Source organism: Trinickia dabaoshanensis (assembly GCF_002879885.1).
In the GTDB taxonomy this organism is placed as follows: Bacteria; Pseudomonadota; Gammaproteobacteria; order Burkholderiales; family Burkholderiaceae; genus Trinickia; species Trinickia dabaoshanensis.
Genome location: NZ_PNYA01000025.1, coordinates 45027 through 66167, shown reverse-complemented (window position 1 = coordinate 66167; position 21141 = coordinate 45027). Strand labels below are relative to the sequence as shown.

Sequence of the window (21141 nt, the reverse complement as noted above, 5' to 3'; positions counted from 1 at the left end):
GCCGGCTCGCGGGACCCTGCATGCTTGGCGCATGTTCATTGATCCGCCGTTAGTGTAACCAGGCAAGGGTGAGGTTTCGGCGCGGTGAGACATACGCTTACATCTGAAACCGATCTGTTGTGCGGGCACGGTTTGCGCCGCTGTATTACAGTGGCTGCCGCAACGTTGGGACTTGGCGATTTCGGAGATCGAAGATGCGAATTCTGGTGGTGGGCGCCGGCGCGGTCGGCGGATATTTCGGCGGGCGGATGGCGTTGGCGGGGCAAGACGTGACTTTTCTCGTACGCGAAGCGCGGGCGCGGGAATTGGCCGCGAACGGCCTCGTCATCAAGAGTCCAAGGGGCGATGCGACGCTTTCCGAAGTGAAGACCGTCCTCAGCTCGCAAATCGACGCGCCCTACGATCTCGTTTTGCTCAGTTGCAAGGCGTACGACTTGGACAGCGCGATGGCATCGTTCGCGCCGGCGGTCGGGCCGTCCACGACGATATTGCCGCTGCTCAACGGCATGCGGCACTTGGACGTGCTGCGCAACCGCTTCGGCAACGCGAGCGTGTTGGGTGGCGTGTGTCTGATCGCGGCGACGCTCGATGCTTCGCGTGCGATCGTCCAAATGACGAACATGCACGCGATCGTATTCGGCGAACTGGACGGGACGAAGAGTGCGCGTGTCGAGGCCATCGCGGGCGCGTTGCGATCCGGCGGATTCGACGTCGAAGCAATCGATGCGATCGTCCAGCAGATGTGGGAAAAGTGGGTGTTCCTGGCGACACTGGCCGGCAGCACCTGTTTGTTCCGGGCGAGCGTCGGCGAAATTTTGTCCGCGCCCGGCGGCGAGGCCGCGATGCGCGCGCTGTTCGACGAATGCGCCTCGGTGGCGGCCGAACATGGGCACGCCATGCGCGAGCCGTTTGCCGAGCGCTCGCGCGCCATGTTGTTCGCGCCCGGCTCGTCGCTGACCGCATCGATGCTGCGCGATATCGAAAACGGTCTGCGTACCGAGGGCGATCACGTGCTCGGCGATCTGCTTGCAAGGCTCCGTGCCGAAAAGCCCACCGATGCGGCGCCGACGCTGCTCGAGCTCGCCTATACGCACGTCAAAGCCTACGAAGCCCGGCATGGGCGATAATTCGGGGCTTTCATTCTTGCCAGCCGCTTCGAATCGATGAGACCACCGCGCCTCGACCAGCTCGACGAACTCGACCGCAACCTCCTTGCGCTTCTACAAGAGAATGCTCGCGAGAGCGTTGCCAACTTGGCCCGCCGCTTGAGCGTGGCGCGCACCACCGTGCTGGCGCGCATCGAGCGCCTTGAACGCATGCAAGTGATCGCCGGGTACGGGGTGCGGCTTGGCCAAGATGTGCTCGACGCGAGCATCAACGCCTACGTCGGTATCATCCTCGCGCCGAAGTTCGGCCCCAGTGCGCTCAAGCGGCTCGAAAAGATGGCCGAGGTGCAATTGCTGTGCGCGGTGAGCGGCGAGTACGACTACGTGGCGTGGCTGCGCGCGGCCTCGCCGGATCGCCTCAACGAATTGCTCGACCAGATCGGCCAGTTGGAAGGCGTCGAGCGCACGACCACCTCCATCATCCTCGCCCGCAAGATCGACCGCGGCACCTTCGGCAACTGAAATCCCGGGCCTCGTCCGGCCCGCTGCAGGGCCTTCGAAGACACGTTTCGACGAAATGTAGTGGGGTTCCGACGTTTCGTCGAAAAGTCACGTCGAAACGCAGCATTTTGGTCGTATATTCCGTTTTTACACCTTCCTAAACTGTTTCGAACGCGACGGCGCGCTCATGGCGTGCACCCGCGCATAACGATCACAACAACGCGAAACATGAAACGAAGGAGAAGCGCATGAAAGTAGCCATCGTCGGTGCAGGGCTGATCGGCCATACCATCGCCCATATGTTGCGTGAGACCGGCGACTACGAAGTCGTGGCGTTCGATCGCGATAGCGTTGCGCTCGAGAAGCTGGCCGCGCAGGGCATTGCGACGCAACGCGTCGATTCGGCCGATACGAATGCGATTCGCGCGGCGGTGGAAGGCTTCGACGTGCTCATCAATGCGCTGCCGTACTACCTGGCCGTGAATGTCGCCGGTGCGGCCAAGGCGGCGGGCGTCCATTATTTCGATTTGACCGAAGACGTGCGTGCCACGCATGCGATCCGCTCGCTCGCCGACGGCGCCTCGCACGCGTTCATGCCGCAGTGCGGCCTCGCGCCCGGCTTCATCGGCATTGCCGCGCACGAACTCGCCCAGCGCTTTTCGGAAGTGCGCGAAGTGAAGATGCGGGTCGGGGCGCTGCCCGAGTTTCCGACCAACGCGCTCAAGTACAACCTGACTTGGAGCGTCGATGGCCTGATCAACGAATATTGCCAACCGTGCGAAGCGATCCGCGACGCGCGTACGCAATGGGTGCAGCCGCTGGAAGGGCTCGAGCATTTTTCGCTCGACGGCACCGAATACGAGGCGTTCAACACGTCGGGCGGTCTCGGTACGCTGTGCGAGACGCTGTCGGGCCGCGTCGAAACGCTCGATTACAAGTCGGTGCGTTATCCGGGCCACCGCGACCTCGTGAAGTTCTTGCTCGAAGATCTGCGTCTGGCGACAGACCGCGACACGCTCAAGACGATCATGCGCCGTGCCGTGCCGTCCACCGCGCAAGACGTCGTGTTGATCTTCGTGACGGTGACGGGCATGCGCAACGGTCAATTGGTGCAAGACGTCTTCACGCGCAAGATCTTCGCGAAGACGGTGTGCGGCATGCCTATGAGCGCGATTCAAATCACGACGGCGGGCGCCATGTGCGCGGTGCTCGACTTGTTCCGCGAAGGCAAGCTGCCGCAAAACGGCTTCGTGCGGCAAGAGCAAGTCTCGCTCGTCGAGTTTCTCGATAACCGATTCGGCCGTCTGTACGAAGGCGCGACGCTCGACACGATGGTGGCGGCCTAACGATTGGGGGCACAGCCATAGCCACAGCCGCGGCCGACAGCCGAGGGAGACGATCGCCCGTCCGGCGCAACGCCGGACCGAGGGCGGCCTGAGAGAGCGGCGGCGCCATGCGGCGCGCCGCGAAGAAGAAGCGGCACTGAGCAGGGCCTCGAGAATGCCGCTCGAAGAAGAGGGCAGCCACGCATGCGCCAGCGCATGCGTGGCGAACCTCCCGCCAAGCGATTGCGCAATTTCCGCTTTCAGCTGTTCCCGGCCGGTTTCAATACGTTGCGTAAGAGCGCGTCGAATTCGGCTGCCGTCGGCGCCGTGTTGTCGAACATGATGAGACCCTCGCGCGCCGATCCGCTCGGAACGAAACGGCGCTGCCGGTATTCGTCCCAATGCGCGAGCTTGTAGGCGTCGTTCGGATTGTGACGCGCGACGATGCGGGCATGCGCCGTTTCTTCCGACGTGTAGACCCAGACGATCCGAATTTCGATATCGGCTCCGATGCCCAGCCAGGCGCGATCGAAGAGCTTGCGCTCGCGTACTTCGCGCGAAAGCGGCCCGACTACGATCACGCCGACGCCCAACTCGAGGTTTTCCCTGGCAGTATCGAGGAGCCCCTGGTATTCCGGGTCACGGAGATGCTCGAGGTATAACGGGCTGTCGCGATCGTTGGGATCGCCCGTCAATGCACCCATTGCCGCGGCGCTGTAGCGCCCGTAGAGCGTGTCTTTGTCGAGCAGACAGAACGCTTCGCCCGTCTCGCGCATGAGCGAGCCGACGAGGCGCTTGGCGATCGTCGTCTTACCGGTGCCGGCGTGGCCGCAGATAAAAACGAGGTGTGTCACAGGCCGGGCTCCTTGACCAAAGCGGCCGCCATCGTGTCACCGTTATCTTGACCGGCCGGCACCGCTTCGATCAGCGTATCGAGGCGATGATAGATGTCCTCGAGCATCGGCTGGCCCAGGCGCGTTTCGAGCAGCGCGTACTGTGCATCGACCCGCGGCCGGATTTGCGCGATCATCGCGCGGCTTTTCGGGGTCAAGCCGACGATCCACTTGCGCTGGTCCTCGGGTGGCCGCTCACGGGACACGAGCCCGTCGCGCTCCATTCGATCGAGCACCCCGGTGAGGCTTGGGCTCAGAATGCACGACAACTTGGCGATTTGGCCCGCTTCGAGTTCGTTGCGCGGCGCTTCATCGAGCGTGCGAAGTATTCGCCATTGCTGCTCCGTCAGCGAAAAGTCCTTCAGGATCGGCCGAAATACGCCCATTAGCGCCTCGCGCGCCTGCAACAACAGCATGGCCAGATTCCGGTGATCGAACGTACGCGTCATGATGGCGGAAGAAGGGATTGGCGTCCGGGCATATTAACAGCCTGCCGCGGGAGCCGGGGCCTTGGCGTCATTGCGCATGTGCGCGCAACGGCCGCGGGGCAGACACGGGCACGGCTCGTGCATCTGCCCTCACGCTGCGCCGCGCGCCTATCGAGGGTGCGATCGCGGAAAATTCGTTGGACGTGGAGGCCTATCGATGCGTATTGCCCAAGTCGCGCCGTTGTACGAATCGGTGCCGCCCTATGGATATGGGGCCACGGAACGCGTTGTTCATTACCTGACAGAGGCCCTGGTCGCGCTCGGGCACCATGTCACGCTATTCGCGACCGCCGATTCGACGACCTCGGCCGAACTCGTCCCCATCTGTGAGCGCGGATTGTGGCGGGACGCCGCGGTATGGGACACGCTGACGCATCACGTGCGCGAAGTGGAAGCCGTGGTCCAACGGGCCGGGCGTTTCGGCGTCGTCCATTTTCATACGGACCCGCTGTACTTCCCTTCGGCGCGCCGCCTGCCGTGCGCGCATGTCACGACCCTGCATGGGCGCCTGTTACCGGCCGATCATGGCCCGTTGCTCCGTGAGTTTTCCGAGGCGCCGCTCGTGTCGATATCGAACTGCCAGCGAGAGCCGATTGCTTGGGCGAATTGGCAAGCGACGATTCATCACGGTTTGCCCGAAGAGGCTTTCGGGCTGTGTGAAGATCCAGAGGACTACTTACTATTTCTCGGCAGAATGATGCCCGAAAAGCGGCCCGATCTTGCGATCGACATCGCGCGCCGGGCCGGGGTGCGACTGAAGATGGCCGCCAAGGTGCATCCCGGCGAAAAGCAGTATTTCGAAGAGCGGATCGCGCCGTTGATCGAGGCCAACCGCGATACCGTCGATTATTTGGGGGAGGTGGGCGGCCAAGCGCGGATCGAATTGCTGTCCAAAGCGCGCGCGCTGGTTTTTCCGATTCAGTGGCCGGAGCCGTTCGGCATGGTCATGATCGAGGCGATGGCGTGCGGCACGCCGACCATTGCGTTTGGTTGCGGCGCGGTTCCGGAAGTGCTCGACGATGGAGTGACGGGGTACATCGTGGACGACGCGGATGCCGCGGTCGATGCGATCGCGCGTTTGGGCGCGATCGATCGACGCCGTTGCCGGACCGTCTTCGAAACCCGCTTCACGAGCATGCGCATGGCGCTCGAGTACGTGGACGTCTATGAAGCGCTGCTGGAAGGCGGTAGCGCTCGAGACGGCGGTGTGCGGGCGCTCTCGGTGCGAGGGTAGGTCACGGCACAGGGCCCCGTGCGTAGGGCTTTTGACTTTTTAAATTTCTGTCTTGACTGAAATGTCAGAAATAACTATATTGGCCCTATGAACCTCACACCTGTTTCCGAAAAATTCATTCTCCATTGGGGCGAAATGGGCTCGCGGTGGGGGGTGAATCGCACCGTTGCTCAGATTCATGCGTTGTTGTTTCTGGCCGGTAAGCCGATGGCGGCCGATGAGATCGCGGAAACGCTTTCGGTCGCGCGTTCGAATGTCAGTACGAGCCTCAAGGAATTGCAGGCATGGCGCCTCGTGCGCGTGGCGCACACGATTGGCGACCGGCGCGACCATTTCCAGACGTCCACCGACGTTTGGGAGTTGTTTCGGTTGATCGTGGAAGGGCGGCGTCAACGCGAGATCGACCCGACGCTGACCGTATTGCGCGACTGTTTGATGAGTCCCGAGTTGACGCAGGAGCCGAAGGAAAGCGCGCAGCGGATCAAGGAGACGATGGAATTTCTCGAAACGTTGACCACATGGGCCGACGAGATGCTGCGACTGAAGCCCGAAACATTGATGAAGGCACTGGGTATCGGGGCGCGCATCAGTCGGACGGTTCGTGGAAGCAAGACGTAGTGCGCTGGCATGGCGGGCCGACGGCCCGTTTTTTTTTTTGCGATAGTAATTTCTCTCTTTACAGAAATAACTGTAAAAGCGAATGGATAGAGAGGATGTCGCGCGCGACGGCAGGTTCACGTCGGCGCCAACCAAGTAGGAGCGCGTCATGAAGGTTTTGGTGTGCGGGGCGAGCGGCTTTATCGGCAGTGCGATTTGCCGGCGACTGTCGGACGAAGAACATGAAGTCGTGCGCGGCGTGCGGCGAGCCGAACGCGTGGGAGACGTCGCTATCGACTACGCCACGGACGTCACCGTGGAAGCTTGGCTCGACAAACTGCGGGGGATCGATGCCGTGGTCAACGCGGCGGGCATCATCGTCGAGCGAGGCCCGCAGACGTTCGCGCGCATGCACGCCGAGGCACCGATTGCGCTGTTCACGGCCTGCCGTCTGCAAGGCGTGCGGCATGTGGTTCAGATCTCGGCGCTGGGCGCGCAATCGCGCGAGACTCCGTACTTCGCTAGCAAGTGCCGGGCCGACGAGTTTCTGTTATCGGACGAGGGCCCCGCAAAGGCGCATGTCATTCGGCCTGCGTTGGTGTACGGCTCGCAAGGGACGTCGGCGCGTTTTTTTCGCGCTTTGGCGAGCGTGCCGGTTCACTTCCTACCCGGGGGCGGCGAGCAAGTTCTGAGACCTGTCCATATCGACGATCTCTGCGATCTCGTTGCAAAGTTGTTGAACTCGAGTGGCACGGTTTCATCCTCGTGTATCGAGGCGGTAGGCGCCACCGAGGTGACGTATCGCGAGATGTTGAAGATCTATCGTGAATCGATGGGACTGCCTGCTGCGTTTTCGGTGCGAGTTGCGCCCGCAGTGATGCGTATTAGCGCGGCTTGCGGTGCCAAGGTGCCCGGCGCGATGTTGACGCCCGATACATGGCGGATGCTGCAGCGTGGAAATACCGCAGCGCCGGGGCCGTTCGCGACGGCATTGGGGCGAACACCGCGCGGTATCGAGACATTTATCGGCGCCGGCGAAGCGCGCAGTTCGCGAATCGAGGCGCTTGCCGGGTGGCATGCATTGTTGCTTCGCATTGCGCTGGCGATCGTATGGATCGGGACCGCGTTCGTGAGTGCCGTCGCGTACCCACAAGCGGCGAGCCTCGAACGATTGAGCCGATTCGGATTGCACGGCTTTGCCGCTCACGTCGCGCTCTATGGCGCATGCGCGCTCGATCTCGCGTTCGGCATGGCCACGTTGATCAAGCCGGGGAGGGTGCTTTGGCTCGTGCAGGCCACGCTCATCGCCGCTTACACGCTTCTGATTGCGGTGGTACTTCCCGAATTCCTGATCGAGCCGTTCGCGCCGATTCTGAAGAACGTGCCGATTCTCGCGATTCTTTTCATTCTATTCAGCCAGGAGACGCGGGCATGAATGCCTATTTGCTCGTCAAGACATTGCACATTTTGTCTTCGGTACTGCTTGTCGGTACGGGATTCGGCAGTGCTTTCTATTTGTTCTTCATCAACCGCACGGGTTCCGTTCAAGCCATCGCCGCTGTGTCCCGCTTGGTCGTGCGTGCCGACTGGTGGTTCACGACACCGGCCGTTCTGTTTCAACCGATATCGGGATTGTGGCTCGTGCATACCGCGGGCTGGCCTTGGAACACGCCATGGGTGGTTGCATCCGTCGCGCTTTACGTGATTGCGGGGCTGTGTTGGTTACCTGTTGTCTGGATTCAGATTCAAATGACGCGCATTGCCGCGGATTGCGCGGAGCGAGGCGATGCGTCGTTGCCGCTGACGTATTGGACTTACGCGCGGACATGGGAATGGCTCGGCTACCCGGCATTCGTCGCCATGGTCATCGTCTACTTTTTGATGGTGACCAAACCGGCGCTGGTTTGATGCGGCACGCAGCGCCGGCCATTGGAGCGGGGCTTCGTCTAACCGTGCCGTTGTTCCTTGGAGCGGTCGACTGTCGGCGGTCCTCGCATGGGTCGGATGGGGCGTTCGATAAGGCGCTAGCCGGTCGCGCTTGAGCCGCGTTTGCTCCGCTATTCGATGTGATCGGGAAGTTTGGCGAGGCGCGCGGCGGGCGAGCGCAAGATGATGAGCGCTTGGATGGCGAATGCCGCGACCGCCACGACGAGGCAAGGACGAGCGCCCGCCGCGCCGCCTAGTGTTGCGCCGATCAAGGCGCCAAGCGGACGCGAGCCATACGTGGCGGTGCTGATCAGGGCCGAGACGCGTCCGAGCATCGATTGGGGTGTGATTGCTTGACGCAATGTGGTCGAGCTGATGACCCACAGGATCGGGCCGAAGCCGAGTTGAAAGTAGGCGGCGGCCGCGATCCATGGCGAAGGCACGAGAAGGGTGGCGCACAGCGTCAACGAGGCGGCGAGCCCGCACAACGGCCCGACGATGAGCACCCGGCCAAAGGGTAGCAAGCGCGAAATTTTCGGTGCGGATAGGGCGCCCACGACCATGCCCGCGCCGTAGGCCGCCAGCGTGATGCCGACGCCGGTCGCTGAGAGCCCGAGTTGCCGGCTGGCATAGGGGACGTACACGGCCTGAATGACGAAGAAGCCGATGTTGAAAAAGACGGCCGTCGCAACGATGGCCCGGAGCAGGACATTGCCGGCGACGAAGGCGGCACCCTCGCGCAGTTCGGAGAGGAACCTTCGCCGAAGGGCAGGCGCTCGCTCGGGCTCGCCGATCTTGGCAAGCAGAAACACTGCCGAGGCGGACAGCGCGGCTGCCGCGAGGAAAGCGGCTGAGGCACCGACCACGCCGACCAGGAGTCCGCCCAGCGCGGGTCCCGCCGAGTACGCAACACTACGAGCAAGCTCGATGCGGCCGTTAGCCGTGGCCCACGCGTCGCGTTCGACCAAGGCTGTAATGAGCGATGGTGCCGCTACCTTATAGGCCACCGTGCCGCAGGCTCCGATGAAGCCGCAAACCGCCAGCAACGGTAACGACAGCTGACCGGCCACGAGTGCGGCCAGGACGGCGAGCAGCGCCGCGCAGCGCACGGCTTCGGCGCAGGCCATGAGCTTTTGACGAGAGGTTTGATCGGCCCAAACGCCGAGGATGATCGACAGCGCCAGAAACGGCATGGTCTGCGCGGTTTGAAGCCAACCGGTCTGGCCGGCGCCTGCGCCAAGCGCGAAGACGGCGACGATCGGAGTTGCCGCGAGGCCGATTTGCTCGGCGCATTGCGCGGCGAGGTTGGACCAGGCGAGCCGGTGAAAGGCCCGGGGTAACGATGCGGCTGATGGGGGAAGTGCGGTTTGGATCGGCATGTCGGGACGCCCGTTTGGATAATGGATTGGGCCTATCGTGGTCGATCGCGGGAATGCGGGCTAACTGTGGCTTGCGGTTTCATTGAGGCGAGGCTGGGCTTGGTCGTTTATCTAGTCGTCCGGTGCGTACGGGAATGCAGAGCGAGAAGGGTGGCCGCGCATGGGAGAACCCGCGATCTTGCTGACGTTGGACAGCACGGGATACGGCGTGCGGACCTCGTGAACCGGCATGCATACGCGATGGATGCAGGTCGACGTCCTAATGGCCGACTAATATGACGAACACTTGGGTCAACTGAGCAATGAGGGGAGCCGATGATGGCCAAAAAGTTTGCAGAGTTGCGCGACAAGATGTCGCCGCAGGCGCGGGCTTGAGTTGATGCGCGCGCAAAGAAAATGGTCGACGAAATGGCACTGAGTGAATTTCGTCGTGCGAGGGGCTTTTCGCAGAAGGCGTTGGCCGTCGTTTTGCACGTAAAGCACCCTGGTATTGCCAAGTAGAACAGAGGACGGACATGTATATCTCGACGCTGAGATCGCATATCGAGGCGATGGGCGGGCAGTTAGAAATCGTTGCGAAGTTTCCGGAAGGCGCTGTGCGGATCGCGAATTTTTCGTCTTTGGGGCCCTCCGTGATCCGTGTGTAATATTTGGCGCTGCTATCCGGCAAAAACGGGCTCGAAGGTCGATTCGGTGGCCGTAAAGTGCAGCGCCATCAGCGGCTCGTCGCATCGTCCACATACGCGAGCGGTGTACAAGGCGAAGCCCGATCCTCGAAGTTTTATAAGCTGCGAGATTTCCTGCTGTCGCAAGAGACAAGGGCGATCCCCGGGACGACCATTAGATTCTATGGAACGGTGGAGGTGCGATGAAACGCTTGTTATCTGGCCTAGTTGCGGTCGCGCTTACGATTCCGGTGTTCTTGGGCCTAACAAAGATCGATGCGATCCCGGGTTGGCTGTATAGCGAGCGTGGCTACGTCGTCTTGAGTCCCTTGTTTCGCATATTTGGCGCTGTCGGCGTTGAGGGGCACGAAGACGTGGTCGTTGGCGTGTTGTTGGTTGCCAGTTTTGCGATTGCTTTGGCGATCGCTTACGGCGGACCGGTGTTGTGGCGCACCACTCGCCGGACGGCGCACTGATTAAAAAAAGCCGCTGCTGCGGCTTTTTTACAAGGTGGCTGAGTACAAGAATTCGTTGAGCGAGGCGGCATTGTGCCGCGTAAGGATCCTCGGCTTACGAGTAGTCATGCTGTCGTGGTCTCTCATGCCGGCGGTTCATGACAACTTTGCTCTTACATCCAATGTCAAAGCCGGATTCAAATGTCCGCCTGCTGGCTAAATAGAAATGTCCGCTTCCAGCTAAATAGAAATGTCGGGGTTCGCCGTTCGTCGGTTCTCATGGTTCTCGATAGAAGCAGCGTAGACGGCAGGTGCTTGAACGGGCAGGGCGCTGACGTATCAAGTGCTCACCCTGGCAGACCGACGCCCCGGTTTCGAGGGTTGAGAAGGGCTCAATTGCACGATGACCTCGTTCAGATCGCCTTGCGTGAATTCGCGCTGTTTCTTCGTACCAGGCGCCCGTTCAGCTTTGCGCACAGCCACACCGCGATTCGCGCGCGAAGGCGAACCCGAGGCGCGTCGATCGTCACGCTGCGCTTGCAGCGCCTGCGCCACCTGCAGCACGTGGCGCAGGCGCTTGTGCTCAACGAGCACGCCCTGATCGATCTCGGCCAACCGGTCGTACTGCCGGTATGGCAGCACACGCTCGTCAGCGCGAACCTCGATGCGCCCGTCGGGGTACTCCCACACCTCGATATAGCGGCCGATCAGCTTTCGATTGGGCACGGTGTCCTCCAGCAGATAGATCACCCGGTCATATTGCACCGTGAGCGACTTCGTCACGCGCCGGGTCTCGCGCCACGTCATCAGCAAGTCCAGATTCTCGTCGTCGCGCAGCGGCCGATGTGCATCAAAGCTGCTCTTCGCTGGCTTGGCAAAGCGCGCGTTGTAGGCAGCCATGAAGGAGGGCGCCCAGGTATTGGCTTCGGCGACCGTGCTGATGCCCCGCAAGCGCAGTTCCTTGACCAGCCGGTCCTGCAGCGTCAGATGGGCCCGCTCCACGCGCCCCTTGGCCGAACTGCTGTTCGCGCAAAACGTGTCGATATTGAGCTCGTACATCGCCCGGCCAAAGTGCGTCACGCCCGCTTCGCCCTTGGTCGTCGGGCGAAATACACTGGCCTTGTCGCTATAGAACGCCTGGGGCTTGCCGTAACGCTCCAGGTACGCGCGCGTCGCCTCAAAATAGCTGAAGGTCGATTCGCTCGCTGTGAAGTACACGTGCATCAATCGACTCGTCGCATCGTCCACGTAGACCAGCAGCGTACAGGCTGGCGCCCGATCCTCGAACCAGCGGTGGTCGCTGCCGTCGATCTGGATCAACTCGCCCAAACATGCACGCCGTGCCCGCGGCTGATAAACCTTCGGTGGACGCTGCCGGCGCGGTATCCAGAAGCCGGCCTCCGTCATGAGCCGTCTGACCGTTTCCTTGGCTAGCCGGATACCGTGGCACTCCCAAAGCTTCTCGCAGGCCAGCGTCGGCCCGAAATCGGCGTAGCGATCACGGATGATCGCCAGCGCCCGGGCTGCGAGCTCGCCGTCGAGTCGACGATTGCCGGGCTTGGTTCGATGCCCAGAAACCAGCCCGGCCGGCCCGTGTTCCCGAAACCGGGCAGCCAGCCGGCGAATCTGTCGCGTCGTCAGTTCCAGCCGGTCGGCTGCACGCCATGGCTGGAGCTTGCCGTCCACCACATCCTGAATGACCTTGAATCTGTCCAGCTCGCGCATCGTCATGGTGATCCGTTCTGTCGCAGCCATCTGGGCCTCCAGCACCGGGAACACGGCGACCGGATAGCTTACGCTGCTCAAAAGCGGACATTTCTAAGTAGCCAGAAGCGGACATTACTAAAAAGCTCTTACACCAGAAAGTTCGATAATTCATGTTATGTCAAATTATCTCAGCCAACCCGACTCGCACAGTTAGCTTCCACCCAACCGCCGCCGCCGGTCCAACCCGATCGGCGCCAAGCACGGCGCAACCACGCCCGTTGCTGCCCGGTGCGCTGGCTGTGAATCTCGGCAGCCAGCGCACAAAACCGTATTTCCTCACGCTCCCGCGCGAATTAAAACGCCCGCGGCTTTACTTCTCTAGTTCACGCGACACAGCGCGATTACGCCGGAACCGTGATGTAGGGGTCCCACCAGTAGTAGCCGAACAGATCTTGCTTTTGGCCACCGACCAGCGTGTACAGCCCAAAGCTAACTCCGAATCCTTCTCTGCCGCTTTGCCGAACTGTCGACCCGAATGTTGCAAACGTTAACGCCTTTTGAAGCGGCGGCAAACCGTTTCTGCTCGGGGAGTCGGGATTCGGCTGCACAGCGCCGTTACGGACGACCGTGTCCGTGCTGAATTGATTGAATACTTGATCTCCTTGAAAATGTCGGATGTTGTAAACGATCACCGCATCGTCCGAATTGTCATAAATCGACACGCCGGTGAATAACACGCGATCGCCCGGATAAGCCGAAAACTCCAAGTCTCCTGTGCCTTGGCCCCGAATTATGCTACGCGCCCCCGTACAGAGCATGAACTGATGATCATGCGAGATACCCGTCGGGTTGTTTTGATCCTTGCTCCCATTTGGATATGCGGCCTTGATGTACTCCGTGTCGATGACGACCAGGATGTTGATATCCTGCGAGCTTGCTGACAACGTTACTTCGGCCATGTTCATCCCCTATTTCGCGACGAATTTAATTAAAAAAACGACGGTGCGTCGCAAACCCCGTCATCGTTAATTCTGTATTATTCTCAGACTAATGTACCTGTCGAAGTAAACAGGGTGCCGGCCATGGTTTTTAAATATTTGCTTCGATATAAACCGAATTGATGCTTCCAGCTGCGTTGGCTTATTCAATTGAAATCGTCGGATTCCATGCGTAGTAACCAAAAGGACGTTGCGCCTGTCCGTTCGAGGAAACGACATACAACGCGAAAGCAAGGCGCAGCCGCTCTATGCCGCGCCTAACTACAATCGAGTCGAAGCTAGTAAAGTCGGCCGCGCTTTCGATAGGAGGCAGCCCGTTGCGATAGGGGGAATCGGGGTCGGGCCTAACGGCTCCGGCTCTGACTTGCACGACCTGCTCGAAGTGTCCGAAAGCCTTCGTTCCCGAGGCGTGGGTGAATCCATAGGCAATGACCGCATCACCGGCATTTGCGCAGATCGAGGTGACCCGCACGGCCACTCGATCCCCAATGCCTGCTTTCAACCGTAGCTCGTGTGCGCCTCGGGCATGGACGGCCCGTGCCCCTGGGCAGATCATGAACTGCCCTTCACTGCCAATGGCATGCGGCTCGGTCGTGTGTCCGTTTGGTCCGTAAGTCGACTTGACGTACGCTGTGTCGACTACTACCAACACATTCAGTCGGGCCGTTTTCTCGGGCTTGTCGATGTCCGCTGCCATGCCGAGCCCCCCGCGCGCGTTCCTCGGATATGCGCCAATTTGCGCCCCAAACGAGCGGGACGCACCTGTCAAAGTCGGCAGTCATCGTAGGCACGAATTAGGCGTCAAGCGGATTCGAAACCGGCCATTGGAGGCGGATAAGATCATGGCTGGAATGAAACCGCAATGTGCGGTGGGCCAGGGGCTGCCCGCTGCTGCAAGATATCTACACTTTTACGACGCGCAAGAAACAGCCAGTATGTCTATTGCCCAACCCGCTCAAGCCACCCGCGCTGAATCGACTGTCGAAAGAATCCGAAGCATCGATTGGCCCGCTATCGAGTCTGAACTAGGCGCGCAAGGGTGTGCTGTGCTGCCGGGCCTACTGACGGCGGACCAATGCCGGGCACTGGCCGCACTCTATGAAACCGAGTCGATCTATCGCAGCCGCATCGTGATGAGCCGGCATGGTTTCGGGCAAGGCGAATACAAATACTTCGCCTACCCTCTCCCGCCCCTCATCGCAGCCCTGCGCGCCACGCTATACCCGCGTCTCGCGCCGATCGCCAACCGTTGGAACGACGTGATGGGCATCGCCGTACGCTACCCGAAAACGCATGCCGCATTTATCGAGCGCTGTCATCGTGCGGATCAAAAGCGTCCGACCCCGCTCATCCTTCAATACGGCGCGGGCGACTACAACTGCCTGCACCAAGATCTTTACGGCGAGCACGCGTTTCCGCTTCAAGTCGCGATCCTGCTGTCGGAACCCGGTACGGACTTTACGGGGGGCGAATTCGTGCTCACGGAACAGCGGCCCCGCATGCAATCGCGTCCGGAAGTCGTTCCCCTCGCGCGGGGCGATGCCGTCGTCTTCGCGGTCAGCCAGCGTCCCGTGCAAGGTACACGTGGTCCTTACCGCGTCAACTTACGCCATGGTGTCAGCCGCATCCGCTCGGGACGACGCCATACCGTAGGCATCATTTTCCACGATGCGCTCTAGCGCTCTCCCCCTCGGTCTCTCGATTCTTTCCTAAAATGAAACCTGGCGGCTCCGTCCCGCTTATCTGCGATAGGCAGCCCTATGTTCGCGCTATTCAAAGATCGTCATGAGGCCGGGCGCATGCTCGCCGATCGTCTGCGCAATGAAGCCGGCGCTCGCACGGTCGTGCTGGGGTTGCCGCGCGGGGGCGTTCCCGTGGCCTTCGAGGTGGCGTTGGCCCTGAGAGCCGAGCTCGATGTGTTGCCGGTCCGCAAAATCGGCGTGCCGGGTCATTCGGAATTGGCGATGGGAGCGATCGCATCGGGCGGCGCATTGCACGTCGAACATGACACGATGGAGGCGGCACAGGTCACGCAAGCGCAATTCGACGCGGTGCTCGCCCGAGAGCGTGCCGAGCTAGAGAGACGAGAGAGGGCCTATCGAGGGAATCGAGCCCCCGCCCCCATCGAGGGGCGCACCGTGTTGCTCGTGGACGACGGCATCGCCACCGGCTCCACGATGAAAGCGGCCATTCTCGCTTTGCGCGCCCGCCATCCTGCACGCGTCGTCGCGGCGCTGCCTGTCGCACCGGCCGGAATCGAAACGGAATTCAGCAGTCTCGTCGATGCGTTCGTGTGTCTCGCTCAACCGACGCTGTTCTTCAGTGTCGGCCAGCACTACGAGGATTTCGGAGAAACGACGGACGACGATGTGCGCGCCCTGCTCCAGCGCGCTTGGGGCGGGGAAAACGGGCCAACGCGGTGAATCGCCGCGTTGGCCGTTCGTCATAGTCGAATTGCCGGCGGCGTATAACGGCAATCGTAGCGCTTGCGCACCGTCCCGTTCTCGTCGACGCTCTCGAGGTAGACGTCGAATTGCCAAAGCCGCGCCATATGCTTGAGGACTTCGTCGCTATCGCCGGCCAAGTGCCGGTTCTCGCTCATGAAGTGACGCAGCGTGAGACTGCGATCGCCCCGCGTATTGACCGACCAAACCTGAATGTTGGGCTCGCGGTGATGCATGTCGTACTGGCGCGATAACGATTGCCGCACGTGTTGATACCCGCTGTCGTCGTGAATGGCCGACACCTCGAGCGCGTCGCGCGTATCGTCGTCGAGCACCGAAAACAAACGCATGTCGCGAATCAGCTGCGGCGACAAATACTGCGCGATGAAGCTCTCGTCCTTGAAGTTGCGCATCGCGTAGTGCAGCGTCTGCAGCCAAGGCGTGCCCGCGATGTCGGGAAACCAACGGCGATCTTCCTCGGTGGGCGCTTCGCAAATTCGGCGGATGTCGCTCATCATCGAAAAACCGAGCGCGTACGGATTCATGCCGCTGTAATACGGTTTCGTGACGGGCGGCTGATAGATGACGTTGCTGTGCGAATGCAAGAACTCCATCATGAAGCCGTCTTCGAGCAGCCCCTGGTTGTACAACGTATTCAGTAACGTGTAGTGCCAGAACGTCGCCCAGCCTTCGTTCATGACTTGCGTTTGCCGCTGCGGGTAGAAGTACTGGCCGATCTTGCGGACGATCCGAATGACCTCGCGCTCCCACGGCTCGAGCAGCGGCGCATTCTTCTCGGCGAAATACAACAAGTTTTCTTGCGGCTCCGGTGGGTAGCGTTCTTCTTCCTCTTCGGTGAGCGGCGTGTGATGCGAAGGCAGCGTGCGCCAAAGCTCGTTGACCTGCGATTGCAGATACGCTTCGCGTTCGCGGCGCAGCGCGGCTTCCTTGGCGAGCGACAGCTTTTGCGGTCGCTTATAGCGGTCCACGCCGTAATTCATCAGTGCATGGCACGAATCGAGCAGTTCTTCCACGCGATCCATGCCGTAGCGTTCCTCGCACTCGGCGATGTAGTTCTTGCCATAGACGAGGTAGTCGATGATCGCGTGTGCGTCGGTCCAAAGGCGGAACAGGTAGTTGCCTTTGAAAAACGAGTTGTGCCCGTAGGCGGCATGCGCGATCACGAGCGCCTGCATCGTCATCGTGTTCTCTTCCATCAGATACGCGATGCAGGGGTTCGAATTGATGACGATTTCGTAGGCGAGCCCCATTTGGCCTCGCCGATAGCTCTTCTCCGTCGATAAGAAGTGCTTGCCGAACGACCAGTGCCGATAGTTCACTGGCATACCGACGGACGCGTACGCGTCCATCATCTGCTCGGCACTGATGAGTTCGAGTTGAATCGGATAGACGTCGAGCTCGTATTGCTCCGCGACGCGGGCAATGTGCGTGTCGTACTCTTCGATCAACTCGAATGTCCAATCGGACGGCCACGGTAACGGTCTGCGGTCGGCGACGTTCATACGGGGTTCCCTTTGCGCCACAACGGGGGCTTGTCCCCCGGTGTCGGCTTGCTGCTCGGGTTTCGTCTGTTGTTCGTTGCGCGCGTGCGGTCCATGCGCGCCCTTGCGGCGGCGCTCCGGCTGATAGCCGCGCGACTCGTTATGCAAATGCTTAGTACTCATGAGGCCGCCACCTGCTTTTCGAACAGCTCCCGGAACACGGGGTAGATATCGGCCGCGGCATCGACTTTCTTCATCGCCAGATGCGGTTCCGTCATGGCGAGCTGCGCGTACTCCAGCCACAGATTTTGCTCTTCGGGCGCGACTTGAATATAGGCGAAGTACCGCACCTTTGTCAGGATGTCCTCCTGCAAGATGCGGCGGCACTTCGGCGAATCGTCGGTCCAGTTGTCGCCGTCCGAGGCCTGCGCTCCGTAAATATTCCATTCACTCGGCGAATAGCGCTCGTTCTGTATCTTGCGCATGAGCTCGAGCGCGCTCGATACGACCGTGCCGCCGCTTTCCGTCGAATGGAAGAACGTGTCTTCGTCCACTTCTTCCGCACGGGTATGGTGACGGATGAACACGACCTCGATCTTTTCGTAGTTACGCTTGAGGAACAGATAAAGCAGGATGAAAAACCGCTTCGCGAGATCCTTGCGCTGCTCGTCCATCGAACCGGAGACGTCCATGAGGCAGAACATCACCGCTTGGCTCGACGGTTGCGGCTGCTTGACTCGATTGACGTAGCGCAGATCGAACGGATCGATGAACGGAATGCGCCAGATGCGCCCGCGCAGATGATGCAGCTCTTCCTCGAGCCGCTTCAGTTCCTCGCCGTGATCGCCCGGCTCGCTCGAGAGCAATTCGTACTGGCGCTCGAGTTCATGCAACTGATTGACGAGCGGCGCGCCGAGCGCGATGCGCCGGCCGAGCGCGCTGCGCAGCGAGCGCACGACGTCGATGTTGTTCGGCGTGCCTTCCGCCGCCCAGCCCGCGCGGATGTTCTTCCACGTGGGCACGGCGAGCAGGTGCGTCTTCACGAGCCGAGGTAGTTCGAGGTCGTCGAAGAAGTACTGCATGAATTCTTCGCGGCTCAACTCGAAGACGAAATCGTCCTGGCCCTCGCCTTCGTTGCTCGCTTGGCTACCTCCGCCGCCGCTGCCGCCGTTCGGCCGCGGAATCTTGTCGCCCCGAACATAGTCTTCGTTGCCCGGATGGACGAGCTCGCGGCGGCCGCCCTGGCCGTGGCGAAACTGGGGCTCGGCGATATCCTTGCGCGGAATCGTGATGCTCTGCGTGTTCTGAATGTCCTTGATACTGCGATCGCGAACCGCTTCGGACACGGCCCGCCTAATGTAGCCTTTTACGCGGCGCAGGAAGCGCTCGCGATTCGCAATGCTCTTATTCTTACCAGCCAGCCTGCGGTCGATGATTTGATGAAGCACATCCAGTCTCCCGCTTTTAATTGACGAAAGCGATACGGCGTTCCATGGCGCAGACCTCATGCCCGCACAGCGCGCCTCGCTTGCGTAGGCCGCGCTCGATTCCCGAGCGCGGCGACACATCCCACTACGGTCTGTTATGACGACTTACGCACTCGCAAGTACCAGTCGCAAAGCAAGCGCACCTGCTTCGGTGTATAGCCCTTGGCGACCATGCGATTGACGAAGTCTTCGTGCTTGCGCTGCTCCTCAGCCGAACCCTTGGCATTGAACGAGACGACGGGCAGCAATTCCTCCGTATTAGAGAACATCTTCTTTTCGATGACGACGCGCAGCTTTTCATAGCTGATCCACGCCGGATTCTTGCCGCCGTTCGCAGCTCGCGCGCGCAACACGAAATTCACGATTTCGTTACGGAAGTCCTTCGGGTTGCTGATGCCCGCCGGCTTTTCGATCTTCTCCAGTTCGGCGTTCAGCGCCGCACGATCGAAGCTTTCGCCTGTGTCGTGATCGCGGAACTCTTGGTCCTGGATCCAGAAGTCGGCGTACGTGACGTAACGATCGAAAATGTTCTGTCCGTACTCCGAATACGACTCGAGGTATGCCGTCTGGATTTCCTTCCCGATGAATTCAGCGTAGCGCGAAGCAAGCAGATCCTTCACGAAGGATAGATATTTCTGCTCCGTTTCCGGTGGGAACTGCTCGCGCTCGATTTGCTGCTCGAGCACGTACATCAGGTGCACCGGATTGGCCGCTACCTCGCTCGTATCGAAGTTGAACACGCGCGAGAGGATCTTGAAGGCGAACCGTGTCGACACCCCGGTCATGCCCTCGTCCACCCCTGCGTAGTCGCGATACTCCTGATACGACTTCGCTTTCGGATCGGTGTCCTTCAGGTTCTCGCCGTCGTACACCTGCATCTTCGAAAACAGATTCGAATTCTCGGGCTCCTGCAAGCGCGTGAGCGCGGAGAATTGCGCCATCATCTTCAGCGTGCCCGGCGCGCACACGGCCTCGGCGAGCGACGAATTGCGGATGAGCTTCTCGTAGATCTTGATCTCTTCCGATACGCGCAGGCAGTACGGCACCTTCACCACGAAGATCCGATCGAGCAGTGCCTCGTTGTTGCGGTTGTTGCGGAACGCCTTCCACTCCGATTCGTTCGAGTGGGCGAGGATGATGCCGTCGAACGGAATCGCGCCGAACCCTTCCGTGCCCTTGAAGTTGCCTTCCTGGGTCGCGGTCAAGAGCGGGTGCAGCACCTTGATCGGCGCTTTGAACATTTCGACGAACTCGAGCAAGCCCTGGTTCGCGAGACACAAACCGCCCGAGTAGCTATACGCATCCGCATCGTCCTGCGCGTATTGCTCGAGCTTGCGGATGTCCACCTTGCCGACGAGCGAGGAGATGTCCTGATTGTTCTCGTCGCCCGGCTCGGTCTTGGCGATACCGATTTGCCGCAGTATCGACGGGAAGCGGCGCACGACGCGAAACTTGCGGATGTCGCCGTTGTACTCATGCAGGCGCTTGACCGCCCATGGACTCAGGATGCTCTTCAAGTAGCGGCGCGGAATGCCGTATTGCTCTTCGAGGATCGGCCCGTCTTCCTCGTAATCGAAAAGCCCTAGCGGCGATTCGTTGACCGGCGAGCCCTTGATCGAATAGAACGGCACGCGCTCCATCAACTGCTTGAGCCGTTCCGCGATCGACGACTTGCCGCCGCCCACCGGACCGAGTAGATAAAGAATTTGTTTCTTTTCTTCGAGCCCTTGTGCGGCGTGACGGAAGTACGCGACCACCTGCTCGATCACATCCTCCATCCCGTAGAACTCTCGGAAGGCTGGGTAAACCTTGATCACTTTGTTCGCGAATATTCGCGACAAGCGTGGGTCGTGGCGCGTGTCGACCTGCTCTGGCTCCCCGATCGCCGTCAACATGCGTTCGCTCGCCGACGCGTACGCGGCGGGATCGTTCTTGCAGAGCGCGAGATACTCTTCGAGCGAGAACTCCTCCTCCCGGGTTTTCTCGAAGCGCGTCGCGAAGCTGCTGTAAATATCCATGCTACCTCCTCGCCGAAGTCTGCGGACGAAGTCGTCTACTTGGTGGCTATACCGAAACGACCTCGCTCGAATTCATCCTAAACCCTTTTAAATTATTTTTCACGACCTACGTGGCTTAACGTCCTACACGTGTGCCCTAACTTGGATATACGAGCACACTGGCCTACAATCTTCATCCTGCTTCTCGCTCGCCCCCTTAGCGATATCGCCACGAGCACTCGCTCTTCGAACTTCGATCTCCCGTTCATTGCCTCAACCGTAGACCACGCCGATGCGAGCCGCGCATCTCGTCGATGCCGCTATGTGCGCCGACGCTGCAACACGCTCGCGCCTCTCACATACCGGTGCGCATTCCCACCGTCGTCGAGTAACCGGAGCACAGGCGAGAGCTGACATCGGCGCACCAAGGTCGCATT

Annotated in this window: 19 protein-coding genes; 10 read left to right on the top strand and 9 right to left on the bottom strand. The window is 60.6% G+C overall.

Annotated features, from left to right (window positions below; translation table 11 throughout):
• The first annotated feature begins 194 nt into the window (after positions 1-194).
• The 3 genes from panE to C0Z18_RS23960 all read left to right on the top strand — a co-directional run bounded on the left by panE (position 195) and on the right by C0Z18_RS23960 (position 2953).
• Positions 195-1127 (top strand): 2-dehydropantoate 2-reductase, encoded by a 933-nt coding sequence (gene panE, locus C0Z18_RS23970; RefSeq protein WP_102647943.1) that lies wholly within the window; start codon positions 195-197, stop codon positions 1125-1127.
• Positions 1128-1163: 36 nt separating this feature from the next.
• Entirely contained in the window at positions 1164-1628 is a 465-nt protein-coding gene (locus C0Z18_RS23965; protein ID WP_102647942.1) for an Lrp/AsnC family transcriptional regulator, read from the top strand.
• Positions 1629-1855: 227 nt separating this feature from the next.
• Complete coding sequence (locus tag C0Z18_RS23960; RefSeq protein WP_102647941.1) at positions 1856-2953, top strand: saccharopine dehydrogenase family protein; 1098 nt, start codon at positions 1856-1858, stop codon at positions 2951-2953.
• 239 nt (positions 2954-3192) lie between these two features.
• On the opposite strand, the gene C0Z18_RS23955 is transcribed toward C0Z18_RS23960, so the two are convergent.
• Together C0Z18_RS23955 and hpaR are read right to left on the bottom strand one after the other, a co-directional pair.
• Complete coding sequence (locus C0Z18_RS23955; RefSeq protein WP_102647940.1) at positions 3193-3786, bottom strand: AAA family ATPase; 594 nt, start codon at positions 3784-3786, stop codon at positions 3193-3195.
• Positions 3783-4274 carry a homoprotocatechuate degradation operon regulator HpaR gene (gene hpaR, locus C0Z18_RS23950; RefSeq protein ID WP_102647939.1) on the bottom strand — a complete coding sequence of 164 codons (492 nt, stop codon included), beginning with the start codon at positions 4272-4274 and terminating at the stop codon, positions 3783-3785. Before hpaR ends, C0Z18_RS23955 begins: the two co-directional genes overlap by 4 nt.
• A gap of 196 nt (positions 4275-4470) precedes the next feature.
• Here hpaR and C0Z18_RS23945 point away from each other — a divergent pair, with 196 nt between their 5' ends.
• The 4 genes from C0Z18_RS23945 (at position 4471) to C0Z18_RS23930 (ending at position 8052) form a co-directional block, all read left to right on the top strand.
• On the top strand, positions 4471-5547 hold the full coding sequence (locus C0Z18_RS23945; RefSeq protein ID WP_102647938.1) for a glycosyltransferase family 4 protein: 1077 nt from the start codon (positions 4471-4473) through the stop codon (positions 5545-5547).
• 87 nt (positions 5548-5634) lie between these two features.
• The gene (locus C0Z18_RS23940) at positions 5635-6165 is read left to right on the top strand and encodes a GbsR/MarR family transcriptional regulator (protein ID WP_102647937.1); all 531 of its coding nucleotides are present in this window, start codon (positions 5635-5637) and stop codon (positions 6163-6165) included.
• Positions 6166-6313: 148 nt separating this feature from the next.
• Positions 6314-7579 (top strand): SDR family oxidoreductase, encoded by a 1266-nt coding sequence (locus C0Z18_RS23935; RefSeq protein WP_102647936.1) that lies wholly within the window; start codon positions 6314-6316, stop codon positions 7577-7579.
• Positions 7576-8052: a DUF2269 family protein gene (locus tag C0Z18_RS23930; RefSeq protein ID WP_102647935.1), complete on the top strand. Its 477-nt coding sequence runs from the start codon at positions 7576-7578 to the stop codon at positions 8050-8052. The genes C0Z18_RS23935 and C0Z18_RS23930 overlap by 4 nt, the downstream gene beginning before the upstream one ends.
• Before the next feature lie 149 nt (positions 8053-8201).
• On the opposite strand, the gene C0Z18_RS23925 is transcribed toward C0Z18_RS23930, so the two are convergent.
• Positions 8202-9449 (bottom strand): MFS transporter, encoded by a 1248-nt coding sequence (locus C0Z18_RS23925; protein WP_102647934.1) that lies wholly within the window; start codon positions 9447-9449, stop codon positions 8202-8204.
• An 868-nt stretch (positions 9450-10317) separates the two neighbouring features.
• Between C0Z18_RS23925 and C0Z18_RS23915 the strand changes: the two genes are divergently transcribed.
• Positions 10318-10590 carry a hypothetical protein gene (locus C0Z18_RS23915; protein ID WP_102647933.1) on the top strand — a complete coding sequence of 91 codons (273 nt, stop codon included), beginning with the start codon at positions 10318-10320 and terminating at the stop codon, positions 10588-10590.
• 318 nt (positions 10591-10908) lie between these two features.
• Here the strand turns inward: C0Z18_RS23915 and C0Z18_RS23910 are convergent, their stop codons facing one another.
• The 3 genes from C0Z18_RS23910 to C0Z18_RS23900 all read right to left on the bottom strand — a co-directional run bounded on the left by C0Z18_RS23910 (position 10909) and on the right by C0Z18_RS23900 (position 13971).
• Positions 10909-12324, bottom strand: coding sequence for an ISNCY family transposase (locus C0Z18_RS23910; protein WP_102647988.1), 1416 nt, complete (start codon positions 12322-12324; stop codon positions 10909-10911).
• 353 nt (positions 12325-12677) lie between these two features.
• Positions 12678-13235 (bottom strand): inclusion body family protein, encoded by a 558-nt coding sequence (locus C0Z18_RS23905; RefSeq protein ID WP_102647987.1) that lies wholly within the window; start codon positions 13233-13235, stop codon positions 12678-12680.
• Positions 13236-13416: 181 nt separating this feature from the next.
• Positions 13417-13971, bottom strand: coding sequence for an AidA/PixA family protein (locus tag C0Z18_RS23900; protein WP_102647932.1), 555 nt, complete (start codon positions 13969-13971; stop codon positions 13417-13419).
• A gap of 238 nt (positions 13972-14209) precedes the next feature.
• Between C0Z18_RS23900 and C0Z18_RS23895 the strand changes: the two genes are divergently transcribed.
• Both C0Z18_RS23895 and C0Z18_RS23890 read left to right on the top strand, forming a co-directional pair.
• The gene (locus tag C0Z18_RS23895) at positions 14210-14953 is read left to right on the top strand and encodes a 2OG-Fe(II) oxygenase (protein WP_102647931.1); all 744 of its coding nucleotides are present in this window, start codon (positions 14210-14212) and stop codon (positions 14951-14953) included.
• Positions 14954-15034: 81 nt separating this feature from the next.
• Positions 15035-15697: a phosphoribosyltransferase gene (locus C0Z18_RS23890; protein ID WP_102647930.1), complete on the top strand. Its 663-nt coding sequence runs from the start codon at positions 15035-15037 to the stop codon at positions 15695-15697.
• Between the two features lie 20 nt (positions 15698-15717).
• On the opposite strand, the gene C0Z18_RS23885 is transcribed toward C0Z18_RS23890, so the two are convergent.
• From C0Z18_RS23885 to C0Z18_RS23875, 3 genes are all read right to left on the bottom strand, one after another.
• Positions 15718-17403, bottom strand: coding sequence for a SpoVR family protein (locus tag C0Z18_RS23885; protein ID WP_102647929.1), 1686 nt, complete (start codon positions 17401-17403; stop codon positions 15718-15720).
• On the bottom strand, positions 17400-18668 hold the full coding sequence (locus C0Z18_RS23880) for a YeaH/YhbH family protein (protein WP_102647928.1): 1269 nt from the start codon (positions 18666-18668) through the stop codon (positions 17400-17402). Before C0Z18_RS23880 ends, C0Z18_RS23885 begins: the two co-directional genes overlap by 4 nt.
• Positions 18669-18802: 134 nt before the next feature.
• Entirely contained in the window at positions 18803-20725 is a 1923-nt protein-coding gene (locus C0Z18_RS23875) for a PrkA family serine protein kinase (RefSeq protein WP_102647927.1), read from the bottom strand.
• Between the last annotated feature and the right edge of the window lie 416 nt (positions 20726-21141).

What these genes read in the sequence shown, in the direction of transcription:
- panE (WP_102647943.1), top strand. Translation starts at nt 195, where the DNA reads ATGCGAATTCTGGTGGTGGGCGCCGGCGCGGTCGGCGGATATTTCGGC.
- C0Z18_RS23965 (WP_102647942.1), top strand. Translation starts at nt 1,164, where the DNA reads ATGAGACCACCGCGCCTCGACCAGCTCGACGAACTCGACCGCAACCTC.
- C0Z18_RS23960 (WP_102647941.1), top strand. Translation starts at nt 1,856, where the DNA reads ATGAAAGTAGCCATCGTCGGTGCAGGGCTGATCGGCCATACCATCGCC.
- hpaR (WP_102647939.1), bottom strand. Translation starts at nt 4,274, where the DNA reads ATGACGCGTACGTTCGATCACCGGAATCTGGCCATGCTGTTGTTGCAG.
- C0Z18_RS23945 (WP_102647938.1), top strand. Translation starts at nt 4,471, where the DNA reads ATGCGTATTGCCCAAGTCGCGCCGTTGTACGAATCGGTGCCGCCCTAT.
- C0Z18_RS23940 (WP_102647937.1), top strand. Translation starts at nt 5,635, where the DNA reads ATGAACCTCACACCTGTTTCCGAAAAATTCATTCTCCATTGGGGCGAA.
- C0Z18_RS23935 (WP_102647936.1), top strand. Translation starts at nt 6,314, where the DNA reads ATGAAGGTTTTGGTGTGCGGGGCGAGCGGCTTTATCGGCAGTGCGATT.
- C0Z18_RS23930 (WP_102647935.1), top strand. Translation starts at nt 7,576, where the DNA reads ATGAATGCCTATTTGCTCGTCAAGACATTGCACATTTTGTCTTCGGTA.
- C0Z18_RS23925 (WP_102647934.1), bottom strand. Translation starts at nt 9,449, where the DNA reads ATGCCGATCCAAACCGCACTTCCCCCATCAGCCGCATCGTTACCCCGG.
- C0Z18_RS23915 (WP_102647933.1), top strand. Translation starts at nt 10,318, where the DNA reads ATGAAACGCTTGTTATCTGGCCTAGTTGCGGTCGCGCTTACGATTCCG.
- C0Z18_RS23910 (WP_102647988.1), bottom strand. Translation starts at nt 12,324, where the DNA reads ATGGCTGCGACAGAACGGATCACCATGACGATGCGCGAGCTGGACAGA.
- C0Z18_RS23905 (WP_102647987.1), bottom strand. Translation starts at nt 13,235, where the DNA reads ATGGCCGAAGTAACGTTGTCAGCAAGCTCGCAGGATATCAACATCCTG.
- C0Z18_RS23900 (WP_102647932.1), bottom strand. Translation starts at nt 13,971, where the DNA reads ATGGCAGCGGACATCGACAAGCCCGAGAAAACGGCCCGACTGAATGTG.
- C0Z18_RS23895 (WP_102647931.1), top strand. Translation starts at nt 14,210, where the DNA reads ATGTCTATTGCCCAACCCGCTCAAGCCACCCGCGCTGAATCGACTGTC.
- C0Z18_RS23890 (WP_102647930.1), top strand. Translation starts at nt 15,035, where the DNA reads ATGTTCGCGCTATTCAAAGATCGTCATGAGGCCGGGCGCATGCTCGCC.
- C0Z18_RS23885 (WP_102647929.1), bottom strand. Translation starts at nt 17,403, where the DNA reads ATGAGTACTAAGCATTTGCATAACGAGTCGCGCGGCTATCAGCCGGAG.
- C0Z18_RS23875 (WP_102647927.1), bottom strand. Translation starts at nt 20,725, where the DNA reads ATGGATATTTACAGCAGCTTCGCGACGCGCTTCGAGAAAACCCGGGAG.